At 39.5% G+C, this 11,697-nt stretch carries 13 protein-coding genes (1 of these 13 running past the window's edge); all 13 read right to left on the bottom strand.

Annotated features, from left to right (window positions below; genetic code table 11):
* The coding region (locus V7147_RS23990; RefSeq protein ID WP_335370311.1) for an MFS transporter at positions 1-303 on the bottom strand (303 nt) is incomplete at its 3' end.
* 2 nt (positions 304-305) lie between these two features.
* A complete protein-coding gene (locus V7147_RS23985; RefSeq protein WP_335370310.1) occupies positions 306-1,373 on the bottom strand; it encodes an XdhC family protein in 1,068 nt (355 codons plus the stop codon).
* Between the two features lie 103 nt (positions 1,374-1,476).
* Positions 1,477-2,472, bottom strand: coding sequence for a fumarylacetoacetate hydrolase family protein (locus V7147_RS23980; RefSeq protein ID WP_335370309.1), 996 nt, complete (start codon positions 2,470-2,472; stop codon positions 1,477-1,479).
* A gap of 22 nt (positions 2,473-2,494) precedes the next feature.
* On the bottom strand, positions 2,495-2,785 hold the full coding sequence (locus tag V7147_RS23975; RefSeq protein WP_335370308.1) for a putative quinol monooxygenase: 291 nt from the start codon (positions 2,783-2,785) through the stop codon (positions 2,495-2,497).
* A 12-nt stretch (positions 2,786-2,797) separates the two neighbouring features.
* Entirely contained in the window at positions 2,798-3,517 is a 720-nt protein-coding gene (locus tag V7147_RS23970; RefSeq protein ID WP_335370307.1) for a histidine phosphatase family protein, read from the bottom strand.
* Entirely contained in the window at positions 3,514-5,811 is a 2,298-nt protein-coding gene (locus V7147_RS23965) for a xanthine dehydrogenase family protein molybdopterin-binding subunit (RefSeq protein WP_335370306.1), read from the bottom strand. Before V7147_RS23965 ends, V7147_RS23970 begins: the two co-directional genes overlap by 4 nt.
* Positions 5,804-6,295 carry a (2Fe-2S)-binding protein gene (locus V7147_RS23960; RefSeq protein ID WP_335370305.1) on the bottom strand — a complete coding sequence of 164 codons (492 nt, stop codon included), beginning with the start codon at positions 6,293-6,295 and terminating at the stop codon, positions 5,804-5,806. The genes V7147_RS23965 and V7147_RS23960 overlap by 8 nt, the downstream gene beginning before the upstream one ends.
* Positions 6,295-7,179 carry an FAD binding domain-containing protein gene (locus V7147_RS23955; protein ID WP_335370304.1) on the bottom strand — a complete coding sequence of 295 codons (885 nt, stop codon included), beginning with the start codon at positions 7,177-7,179 and terminating at the stop codon, positions 6,295-6,297. The genes V7147_RS23960 and V7147_RS23955 overlap by 1 nt, the downstream gene beginning before the upstream one ends.
* Positions 7,163-7,633, bottom strand: coding sequence for a CoxG family protein (locus tag V7147_RS23950; RefSeq protein WP_335370303.1), 471 nt, complete (start codon positions 7,631-7,633; stop codon positions 7,163-7,165). The genes V7147_RS23955 and V7147_RS23950 overlap by 17 nt, the downstream gene beginning before the upstream one ends.
* Positions 7,634-7,665: 32 nt before the next feature.
* Positions 7,666-8,388 (bottom strand): cyclase family protein, encoded by a 723-nt coding sequence (locus V7147_RS23945; protein WP_335370302.1) that lies wholly within the window; start codon positions 8,386-8,388, stop codon positions 7,666-7,668.
* Positions 8,389-8,504: 116 nt separating this feature from the next.
* Complete coding sequence (locus V7147_RS23940) at positions 8,505-10,196, bottom strand: PEP-utilizing enzyme (RefSeq protein WP_335370301.1); 1,692 nt, start codon at positions 10,194-10,196, stop codon at positions 8,505-8,507.
* 61 nt (positions 10,197-10,257) lie between these two features.
* On the bottom strand, positions 10,258-10,914 hold the full coding sequence (locus tag V7147_RS23935) for a GntR family transcriptional regulator (protein ID WP_335370300.1): 657 nt from the start codon (positions 10,912-10,914) through the stop codon (positions 10,258-10,260).
* Between the two features lie 14 nt (positions 10,915-10,928).
* Positions 10,929-11,697 carry the 3' portion of a PEP/pyruvate-binding domain-containing protein gene (locus V7147_RS23930; protein ID WP_335370299.1) on the bottom strand. 131 nt of this gene lie beyond the right edge of the window, so 769 of the gene's 900 nt are visible here — the last part of the coding sequence; its start codon lies off the right edge, out of view; the stop codon is at positions 10,929-10,931.

Raw genomic sequence — 11,697 nt, 5'->3', positions numbered from 1 at the left:
TAAAATCCATGAAACTTCTTGGATGAAAAGGATGCCGATACCCGATAAAATAGAAAATAGAATACCAAAAATAATAAATATTTTTCGTATATGCAGGCGGTCGGAAATTACACCAACAGGGATTCGAAGTAACATTTGGGTTAGACCATACATTCCAACGACAAGACCAGCCATTTTATATGAAGCACCTAAATGCTCCAAATAGGCGGCTAAAATTGGAACACAAGTATACATGGAAACCCAAAAAAGTAATGTGACCATACAAAATAATGGGATTCGATTTCCTTCTTTAATTGTGGTCATTCCTAACACCTTTGTACGAGTGGCCGATATTCATTCGTTGCTACAACCCTTTGACTAGCATTCTTCTTATTTTTGACAGCAAGCAATTCAGACACAATGCTAAGCGCTATTTCTTCTGGTGATTGTGCTCCAATATCAAGACCAATCGGGGAATGGACTTTATTTGCCGTAAAGACATCCATTTCAGAATCCTTTAATTCATCAAGTAGCTTATAAATCCGTCTATGTGCACCTAAAATGCCAATATACTGAACATTTTCTTTGGAAAGGCTCCGTAAGACACTAACATCGACTTCAAAATTATGAGTCATGATAATGACAAAGGTGTTTTCTTTCATTTTCATTGATTCATAACCGTTTCGGCTGGTAAGGATTACCTCATTTGCTTCAGGAAAATGAACAGATGTTGCGTATTGCGGGCGATGATCAACTATAGTTGTTTTCCAATTTATTTTGGCCAATTGTTTCACAACAGGTACAACATCCGGACCCGCCCCAAAAATCGTTACATGCGGTCGTGGCTCTACTTGTTCAATGAAGCTAACGGTTTGTGTCCCATTGATCACTATTTCGCAAAGTGTTGATTTTTTCAGTTGAACTTCTTCAAATGACGGTAAAATTTGTATCAACCCAACAGGACATTTACTATCATTAGCAGATTGAATCACTGTAGCGATTTGGTAACTCTGTTCAGTTTGGTCACGCTGTTTCATGAAATGATAGATTTCTTCTGCATCCTTAAGGTGATTTACAGGGTCATATGGCTGCAGAAAAATTTCTACGGCTCCGTCACACCCTAGACCCATACCCCAAATGAGATCAAATTCTGAGCGAAAATCATAATATAATATTTCAGAATGATAGTTTTCAATGATGCTAGATACCCGTTCTATCAAATCATTCTCTACACACCCACCACTGACTAGACCTTCAATTTGACCGTCAACCATAATTAAACTTCGGGCTCCAACTGGCTGATAGGTGGACCCTTCTGTTTTGATTATGGTAGCAATTACTGCAGTTTTCTTTTCGGCTAAACATTTTTCTAATCCTAGTATCAACTTTCGCATAAAATGTCACCTCCGAAACCTTTTAACCTTTTAACTTATAGAAATTAAAGTAAATTGGTCCATAAATGGACGAACGTCTTCATGGACCAATTTTCTAATTCTTTTATTCTTCCCTAGCGGCAATCGTATTTGTTAAAGTACCAATACCTTCAACCTCTAACTCTACTCGATCACCTGGGTATAAATATTGCCCTCGTTCATGACCAGAACCCCAACCAATTGTTCCGGACCCCAGCACATCCCCTGATTGAAGGTATTCTTCCCATGAAGCATGTGCAATTAAGTCCTCAAACTTCCAATGTATACTACCGGAATTTTCGTCACACCATACTTCATCGTTTACTTTCGCTTTCATTGCTAAATTATAAACATCTTTAATTTCATCCATCGTTACAATCCACGGCCCTAATGCATTACCCTTTGAAAAGTCTTTTGCTTTTGCAGGGCCTAAACCAATGGCAAGTTCTTTAGATTGAATTTGCCTTGCACTAAAGTCGTTATAGATTGTTAAGCCAAACACATGATCCATTGCATTTTCACGTTGAATATTTTTACCACCGCGACCAATAATAAGGCCGAGCTCAAACTCAAAATCCATTTCTGTTGCATGAGATGGCATAGGAATTTCATCACCATGTGTAGATAAACTGCTAGGATTACCTTTATAATAGGCTGGCATCTCATACCATTCTGGTGGAATTTCTCGTCCTAATCTAGGATAAATATTTTTTAAATGTGTTTCAAAAGCCATAAAATCTCTTAGCATAGGTGGACTTGTAACAGGTGGAAGAAGTTTGATTTCATCCAGTGGAAGAATTATTTGTTCTCCTTCTGGTCCTACTTCATCACCACTCTCAATTGCCCTGGAAAGTGCTGTTTGAGCCGCCTCCATACCCGCTTCATCATTTTCAATAAAAGCAACCATATCATTAGGTAAAAGTGCAGAACTAATTCTTAATGCGGCACTATTTGGTAAACCTTTTGCAAGTAAATTCAATCGATATGCACCAGCCAAGTCAACTGCTACAGAACCGTCAACTGCACCAATTCGTACTTTCGGACCATCGATTGTTGGAATTTGATATGAGATTAACTTCATGTGATCACCTCCTAATAAATGTCTACTCTACTAAGTTATAAACCTCTCGTTCACGCTTTTCTAAAAGTGGAATAATTTTCCCTTCAATAATTTCTTGGAAATGAGGTGTTTCACGATGTCCCTCTAATGCAGCTTGATCAACATATTGCTCATACAATAAGAAAAGATCTGGATTTTCCTGCGAACGATTCGCATAATAGACAGGACAACCTTTTTCATATTCTTCTACTAATGGTTTCATATCATTAAGATACTGTTGTACTTCGTCCCCTTTACCTGGTTTACAGTGATATTTCGCTACTAATACGATCATTTATTTTTCCTCCTAAATAGTTTGAAAGTTATTTATTGTTTTTATGAAATCACGATAACGAATTGTACAAGAGCCGTCAGATTCATAGGTCATATCAATCGTTTCACAGTATTCTGGCTCTCCAAGGTCTTTCTCTAGCAAATAGGTATTTAAAAAAGCTCGTAATACAGGTGAATGTGTAACACAAATAAATCGGCGTGTCTCATCACCTGGTAAAGCCTCCAAGCTTTCCGCAAATTTCATTAACCGACGAGCAACAGTCAATGTGTTTTCTCCTGGTGGATCATCAAACCCGAGCCAGTAACCTATCCGGTCTGGACTTTCCCAAAACTGTGGCCAAAAGGGTACTGTTTTTACGTGATTCACATTTAATCCAACCGATTTGGTTTGTTCTGCTAGCGCTTCAGGAGTTGAAACCATTTCCACCCGTAACCCTCCTAAATAGATGTCCGGGTTCCGAATGGCATCTTCTACCGTTGGTTCAGATAAGTCTACCTCTTCTAGCTCACGTTCCTGAAGCTTATCAAGAATACCTTTACGCATCATTTCTGCTGTTTGACGTGTTCGATTCGTTGATGCATAAAGAAACGTTACCTTTTCAGAATTCATTATTTTTTCGCCAAATAAAGCTCCTATTTTTCGGGCAAATTTAGCTCCATCTTCAGTAATTGGGACATCACCTTGATGTGAAGCAACTTCTCCATGTCTTACAAAATGAACATAGAGTGTCATTCTAAATCACCTCTGTCTTCAATCGCCTTCCAAACTCTTTCAGGCGTTAGTGGAAGTTGATTAACACGTGTCCCAATTGCTTGCGCAACTGCATTTCCAACTGCTGCCGGCACACCCATTAAGCCACCTTCGCCAACACCCTTTGCCCCAAATGGCCCAGGACCATCTCCGTTTTCGATTACTCGGGAACGGAAATCCTCCGGAAGGTCATTGAAAAGAGGGACACGATATTGAACTAATGAAGGATTGCTTAATACCCCATCCTCAAAGATCATCTGCTCATATAGTGCAGCTCCAATGCCTTGCATCGATGAACCGATATCTTGACCTTCTACCTGCTGGAGATTGATTGCCTTACCCGCATCAACCGCTGTTAATAGTTTGATTATTTTCACTCTTCCTGTCGTTGGTTCGACTTCAACTTCTGTAGCAACCCAACAAGGCTCCCAAAAAGGTGTTGAACCTCCCAAAGGGGCTTTAGTTGGTGTTAAAAGGAATTGACCCACTTCGCAAATTTCTATTCCATATTGTTGTTTCGTCTGCATGAGTAGTTCTGAAATTTCTAATTGGAGCTCTCTTGCACGTATCTTTCCATTTTCAATCTTAATTTCATCAGTTGAAACATTTAAAAATGATGCCGCTCGTTTCACCAATTTCTCTTTGATTTTTTTTGCAGCATCTTGGATTGCACTTCCCATTGCAACCGTTGATCGACTTGCTGTTGTTGTTGAGTCAAATGGAACCATTGCCGTATCAGGGTGTGTAACAAAAACACGGTTTAGTGGGATATGTAATTCTTCCGAAGCAATTTGTGCCATCACACTTAGAGAGCCTTGCCCCATTTCAGCCGTTCCCATTAAAATTGAAACACTTCCATCTCCGTGTAATCTTGCTACCGCAGTAGATTCGGATGGAGCTTGACTTGGTTTAAAAGAAACAGCAACGCCTCTTCCTCGCCAAGGTTTTAGTGGTTGGTTCCAACCAAGTTCATCTGTTAAATCCTTTAAAACAGGGGCTAAATCTGAATCCATCGGAGTATCTCCTTCAGCATATTGCTCTCCACGCTTTAATAGGTTTTTCAAACGGAATTCAACCGGATCCATGTTTAGTGTTTTCGCAACTTCATCAGTATGTTGTTCATAAGCCCATGTTGCTTGTGGCACTCCGAACCCTCGATACGCTCCACTTGGTGGTGTATTTGAATAAATAGCCCGAGAATGAATTTCCAAATTAGGAATGCGATATGGGCCGGCTGAAACATAGCCACCTTTTTGGGCAACACGAGGTCCACAATCGGCATAAGCACCGATTTGATAATCAATATTCACCGACCTTGCAACAATCGAACCGTCTTTTTGTACACCACTTTTAATTTTCACTCTTGCGCCCGCTCTACGAATTGTCTTTGCTGTATCTTGCATCGATAAGGCAACCCTAACAGGTCTACCAGCTTTCTTGGATAGTACAGCAGCTAAAGGTTCTATTTTCGTAAATGCTTTCGCCCCAAATGAACCACCCATTGGGATTGAAATAACACGTACCTTTGCTTGGGGTAAACCAAAAATCAAAGCTAGGTCCTGTCTTACTACAGCTGCTGTTTGGGTTCCAGTCCATACCGTAACTCCAGATTCATCATATTTTGCTACAGTATGAATAGGTTCAAGTGGAAAATGGTGGATGATTGGTACCTGGTACTCATTTTCAATTACAAAATCAGCAGCTTTAAATACAGTTGTTACATTTCCACGTTCATAATCAAACTTATAAGCAATATTTGATGAATTGCTAGGATCAGTATTTGTTAACACTTTGTTATAGTGGCCACCCTTGAATGTTTCCGTTTGAACCTTAGGAGCATCAGGATCTAAAGCGGCCTCAATGGAATCAACTACTGGTATTGGATTATAAGAAACATCTATTAAACTAGCAGCCATATAAGCTGTTTTTTTATCAATTGCTACAACCGCGGCAACTGGCTCCCCTTCGTAACGCACTCGATCAATGGCAAGTACAGGTTGGTCACGAAAAACAGGTCCGTAATAGGGATCCAAGTCTTTTAAATCATCTTTGGTAAGCACACAAATAACACCAGGCACTTTCAGCGCTTCCATGATATCAATTGATTCTATTTCAGCATGTGCAAACGGGCTTCTAACAATAGCTGAATCAAGCATTCCATCCACTCGTATATCACTTGGAAAAGGCTGCTTAGCCAATACCCTGGCACGATAATCCTTACGTGGAATTTTTCGACCAATACTTGATTCAGCTTTCGGAACTCCAGATTTAATCATAAATCTTTACTCCTTCCCGCTGCTGCTTGGATGCTGCTTGTTGTACTGCCTCGACTATAGTTGAATAACCTGTACATCTACAAATATTTCCATGCAGATAGTGCTTAATTTCATCCTCGGATGGGTTCGCATTTTCCTTTAGTAAAGCGAGGGAGGATAGCATAATTCCTGACGTACAAAATCCACATTGAAGTGCACCCTTATCCATAAACGCTTGTTGTATGATGTGAAGGTTTTCTCCATCTGCTAATCCTTCCGTTGTTAAAATATCTTTTCCATCCATTTCAATCGCTAGTGTTGTACATGCACTATACGGTTTTCCATCCAACAATACGGTGCATGCCCCACACACTTGCATATCACAAGCTAATTTTATACTGATTAATCCTCTATCCCTTAGAACGTCGATTAATAAGTCCGATGCATTTACATCAATATTTACCTGCTCCCCATTAACAGTGCTAGTGATATTGTGCTTGTTCATTATCCTATCCCCTCCTTTCCTTTGATAAAGGCTTCTCGCACAGCATCTCTTAAAAGTGATGCAACAACATGTGTTTTATATTCAGCACTCCCATCATTATCATCAACTGCATCCATTTCTGGCGTAATCCCTTCCACCCACCAATCAATATCCTTCTCAACTACTTCGATGCTTTTTCCTACAAATAAAGCTTCCATTGTAGCCAATCGGGTAGGTATTGGGTTAGTTGCTGCGACAACGATTTTTGAATCAGTAATTGCCTCCAGGTTAGGATCTAAACGTAAGATGACTGCAACTCCTGCCATTGGAAACTCCACAATTGAAAATTTTTGATAGGACGATCCAGTACGTTCACTTAAAAACGGAACCTCAATGGAAGTAATCATTTCTCCTTCCTCAAGCGCGGTTTCAAATGGTCCTAACCAAAAATCACTCATTGGAATTCGTCTAGTTCCATTTGCCGAAATTGTATTGATATCTGCTTCCGCGGCTACTAAGTATGCACCTGGGTCTGATCTTGGTTCTGCAAACGCAAGGTTTCCACCAATGGTACCCGCCGTTCGGATTCGAATATTTCCTATATTATTCTCTAATTGCGCAAAAGTAGGTTGATATTTTTTTACAATGGGAGAGTTTGCAATTTCCGCATGTGTTGATAAAGCGCCTATTCTTAATTTTTTATTGTTTTCATCTATTTCAACAAAGTTTAGTTCGTTTAATGAACGTAAACCTATTAAATTTTCGTATTCAAGCATTCCTTCTTTTAAAACCTGTAGTAATTCTGTACCTCCAGCATAAAATGCAGCATCTTCCCCTAATTTAGCCTTTAGATCGACTGCATCATCGATACTTTTTGCTTTAATTAGGCTAAAGGGCTGAAGCATTTTGTTGGCCTCCCTCGAGCACAGCGGTTAAATTTTTCGCAAAGTCTTCAACCTTTTCGGTAAACTTTCGATTGACCATTCCTTGACCAAGAGTTGCAATCTTTCCTTTCATCTGTAAGTCTACTTTTAAGTTAAGATCCGATCCTTCAGATTCATTTTTATTTACTTCAACAAAGAGTTCTAATTGAACGTGTGTTTTTGTGATTTTGTCTTGACCCCATGCTTTGATTTTCATTAATGGAAATTTTGCTTCTTCTAATGATAATTCCATAGGAAAAGAAACTTTAAATGGTCCGACTCTATCAGTTGCTAATGCACTGTAATGTTTATTGATTTCGATAACCTTCATATTCTCAACACCTGGAATGCATTCAGCAACACGTTCGATAGTAGTTACCCAATCCCATACAACATCTCGTTCTGCAGTTAATTGAATAGAGTGTTCAATTTTCATCGTTCTTCCCCCTATTTAATCCTTCAAATATACTATTCTTCAATTATGGCAACAGCTCGAACCGCTGCCCCAGTGGCACCTTCCCATTTGATTGGCAATACAGATAATAAGAACCCATGTGACGAAGGGATGTTTTCAAAGTTCATCATGTTTTCAAGATGATAATACTCATGTGTTAGCATAACTTTATGTGCTTCCCAAAAAAGCTTCTTTTCAAACATCGACCATACTGGCGGATCAAAGGTTGGAGCATCACATCCCATGACTTTAACCCCTTTTTCAACCAAATAGATCGTTGCTTCTTTACTCATTCCCGCAAAATCGCGATGATAACGCTCTTCCTGATTGAAAGCACCTGCCCCAGTCCAAATTAGAACAATATCTCTTTCTTTAATTCCATAGTTAATGTCTTTCTCCGCTTGCTTGATATCCTCTACAGTGATTAGACTTCCTGGTTCTTTATGACGAAAATCTAATCGAACTCCGTCCCCGAAACAATACTCTACTGGTATACCTTCTGCTCCGGGACCGTCTCCTCTCATATGGCGAAGTGAATCCATATGTGTACCAATATGATCACCTTGAACAATGACGCAATGAGCGGTTAACCATTCTTCCCCATACTTGGTAGCACCTATGTTATTGGCAAATTCAGCATGACTTTCGACTTGAGCAATTATTGGTTTAGCTACCCTTGGAAAAGTTTGCATATCTGGACCAATTGTTAAACTTAAATCTATGATTTGACGTGACATCTAAATGCGCCTCCCTTGTTAATTTTTTTATATACCTTTATACTTAAATGTCGGGAGCACTGGTGTGGGTTGAAACAGATACTGAGTCGCTGCAACGACCCAGCATCTTAAAAAAGTCAGTCGAGAATTGTCACCACACCACTGCTTCCGTCTACACGGATTCTTTGACCAGATTTAATTTTGGCTGTTCCATCTAATGTACTTGTAACCGCTGGAACTCCATATTCCCTTGCGATCACCGCTGGGTGAGAAAGGACACCACCAGAATCAGTTACTAGACCGGAAATTTTACTAAATAACAATGTCCATGCAGGATTTGTCATTCTACATACAAGAATTTCCCCTTGTTGAAGTTTGTCAAAATCGTCCGGACTACTAATATAACGTGCTACACCTTCTACTACCCCACTTGAAGCTGCAAGGCCTTTAATTTCACTAGTTTCTTGATCTTTTGTTTTTGATAATTCAAATCGTTCAGGATAGCCCCAAACTCCAGCATAAACTTGTTCATTTAAGGCCCAATGATCGGCGGTTCCAACCCAATCACGAGGACTAACCGCTTGTGCCTCATCCTGCTCCTGTCTGCGTTGGGCCACAAGTGCTTTTGCATCAAACGCATCTGGAACAGCAGCTAAATGGCGAATTTCGTCATACACAAGATAAAAGACATCCTCTGAATCATTGAGATCCCCACGATTTACAAATTTCTTACCAATTTCCTTAAATGCAATTCTCATACGAGCATATGTGCCCTGGTCGATATAAAAATGGTGATCCGGTGTTAATGGATTCATTGCTAAGGCTAATTCAAGTGCATCATTGAACTTTTTAAGGTCATCCTCATTTTGAATGCGAGATCGTAATTCATTAATTGCTAACTCCTGCTCTACCGCTACCTTCTTATTATCTTGGTAATAGTCATAATCGGAATCAATATAGTTTCGCAATGTTTCATAAATTGGAGCAGGGTTTTCCTTCCAAAGTTCATAAATATATTCATGAGTAAAAATCGCCTTGTATCCATACTCATCCTTATATCTATTAATTTCATCTAAAATTGCCTGTCCTTTTTCTGATTTTGCTAATGCGGTTTGTATATTTTCAATCGTATCCTGCTCTGTGAGTATCGCCTTTAGCTCTGAATCAGCTTTAATTTTTTCCTTAATATCATATAATTCTTTTGAAGATTCCCAGTTTTTATCTTTAGTAGATACGAGAACCTTTCCAACAAACTGGCCAGCATCTTCACCGGCAACCTCAACCGCAATATTGCTGAATTGTGAATGTGCAGCAAATTGTGCTAAATTTAAAATCCAATGAATTCGGAAATGCCTTTCCTGAATGTCAATTGCATCCTCAAATAAGACCATCATTTCTGGAATACTAGAATTTTCATAAGGGAAATTATCAAGGTACTCTAGATTCTTCTTAATCTCAGGAAGATACCGTTCCTCCCACCATCCAAGGAAGCGAGTTGCATAGATTGGCAGCATCATTCCGAAATATGGAGCTAATCTTTCTTCTTCTTCAGGATCTCTTCGCTTCACTGAAGTATATAAGTAACCGTTTACATTTAATGCATTCCACTCTTTTCCGAATGGCACACCGAAACGACGGAACATGTATTCACATGTTCCCCCCCACCAGCCACCAATGTCAAAATATAGTGGAGATACTGGGCGGGGAACGTGAAGATCGTCGAACCACCAAAATTCATCTTTGTCACTTTCGTTTCCCCACTTAATTGGAAATTTTTCATTTCCTAAAAACTGTCCCAAAATTTCCCTTGAATTCACTTTTACTGTCATTCAGATTCCCCCTTAAATTGATAACAATATATGCAAAGGCCAATTGGCCAAAATGCCAAGTTTAAGGAGTAGTAGAGGTTAGCCCAACTATATGTTGGCGTATAACTTTAACAGCTATATCTGGATCCCCCGAGATGATCGAATCTAAAACTTCATTATGTCTTTCCGCTAATTCCACTAGCTCTTTTTTAACAACATGAGTCGTAATAGTTGTCCACGTACTTGGATGAATATCCTCCCACATCGCTAATAAAAATTCATTCCCCGATAATTCCACAATTTTGCGATGAAAGTCGACATTAAAGCCAATTGATTTAGCTGCATCAACAGCTTTAGCTGCATTTACCATTTCATTAATAATTGCTTTTAATTGGTTAATATCGTCTTCCGTGACCCTTGCTATTGCCAATCGAATAGCAGTTTCCTCTAAAGAAGCACGAACAATGGAACGCTCAGTTATTTCTTTTTCAGTTAGTTCTTTTACAAAAGAACCCCGATACGGTTCTGAATGAAGTACCCCCGTTTTTTCAAGTTCCCGTAGAGCTTCACGAACTGGTCCTTGGCTAATTCCTAAAGTCTTCGCAATTTGCGTTTCAACAATACGGTCACCTGGTTGTAAGTTTCCATTTATAATCGCTTCTAATATAAAGTTTTTTACATGGTCCCTTAAAACAGTTTTTTTAAGCGGGGACTCTTGGGCTGCTTCAAGCCATTCCATTTAAAACACTTCCTTTAAATTGTTGTTATCGGGCGACTCTGAAGGAGATAAACCTTCCCTAATTTAATGGCCCATTCTACATCTTGAGGTGACCCAAAAAAGTCTTCAAGATTTGATGCTACCTTGTTTAATCGATTTAATTCATTACTATTTAACACTTGCGCACGAACCTTATCAGGTGGCACAGGTTTTTGTTTCACTTCATGTTCACTTCGAACAATCATATGGGTTTTTGGCAAAACATTTGCCATCAATAATTTGTTTGATTGTTTTTCGACTATGTACTGATCAGGTGTTATCTCCCCCGATACTAGCGCCTCTCCTAATCCCCAACAGGCTTCGATAATCACTTCATCGCCTTTTGTTACCGGGTTAATGGTAAACATAACACCTGCTTTGTCGGCATCAACTAATTTTTGAATAACAACCGCACTTGCAACCTCTTCATGTTTGATTTGATGGCGAACCCGATAGGCAATCGCCCGATCTGTAAAGCATGAAGCCCAGCAACACTTTACGCGGTGTAATACTTGTTCTTTAGTAACAACACCCAAATAGGTTTCCTGTTGGCCGGCGAAGCTTGCTTCTGGCAAATCTTCAGCAGTTGCGCTGGAACGAACTGCAACCGGTCCATTATCTGGACATAGTCTTTCATAAGATGAGGCAATTTCTAACTCTAACGATGCAGGTATCTTTAATGATTCGATTGCTGAACGAATCACTGATGATGCTTTTTTGGCTGCCTCCTCATCCTCTGAGTTTAAGTTTGCTAATTCATTTTCA

It is taken from the genome of Bacillus sp. JJ1521, assembly GCF_036965165.1.
Lineage (GTDB): Bacteria > Bacillota > Bacilli > Bacillales > Bacillaceae_L > Ferdinandcohnia.
The sequence above is the reverse complement of the archived record's forward strand: the minus strand, read 5'-3'. Positions and strand labels throughout refer to the sequence as shown.

Bases quoted from the DNA above. Each gene is read 5' to 3' on its own strand.
- V7147_RS23985 (WP_335370310.1), bottom strand. From the start codon at position 1,373: ATGCGAAAGTTGATACTAGGATTAGAAAAATGTTTAGCCGAAAAGAAA.
- V7147_RS23980 (WP_335370309.1), bottom strand. From the start codon at position 2,472: ATGAAGTTAATCTCATATCAAATTCCAACAATCGATGGTCCGAAAGTA.
- V7147_RS23975 (WP_335370308.1), bottom strand. From the start codon at position 2,785: ATGATCGTATTAGTAGCGAAATATCACTGTAAACCAGGTAAAGGGGAC.
- V7147_RS23970 (WP_335370307.1), bottom strand. From the start codon at position 3,517: ATGACACTCTATGTTCATTTTGTAAGACATGGAGAAGTTGCTTCACAT.
- V7147_RS23965 (WP_335370306.1), bottom strand. From the start codon at position 5,811: ATGATTAAATCTGGAGTTCCGAAAGCTGAATCAAGTATTGGTCGAAAA.
- V7147_RS23960 (WP_335370305.1), bottom strand. From the start codon at position 6,295: ATGAACAAGCACAATATCACTAGCACTGTTAATGGGGAGCAGGTAAAT.
- V7147_RS23955 (WP_335370304.1), bottom strand. From the start codon at position 7,179: ATGCTTCAGCCCTTTAGCCTAATTAAAGCAAAAAGTATCGATGATGCA.
- V7147_RS23950 (WP_335370303.1), bottom strand. From the start codon at position 7,633: ATGAAAATTGAACACTCTATTCAATTAACTGCAGAACGAGATGTTGTA.
- V7147_RS23945 (WP_335370302.1), bottom strand. From the start codon at position 8,388: ATGTCACGTCAAATCATAGATTTAAGTTTAACAATTGGTCCAGATATG.
- V7147_RS23940 (WP_335370301.1), bottom strand. From the start codon at position 10,196: ATGACAGTAAAAGTGAATTCAAGGGAAATTTTGGGACAGTTTTTAGGA.
- V7147_RS23935 (WP_335370300.1), bottom strand. From the start codon at position 10,914: ATGGAATGGCTTGAAGCAGCCCAAGAGTCCCCGCTTAAAAAAACTGTT.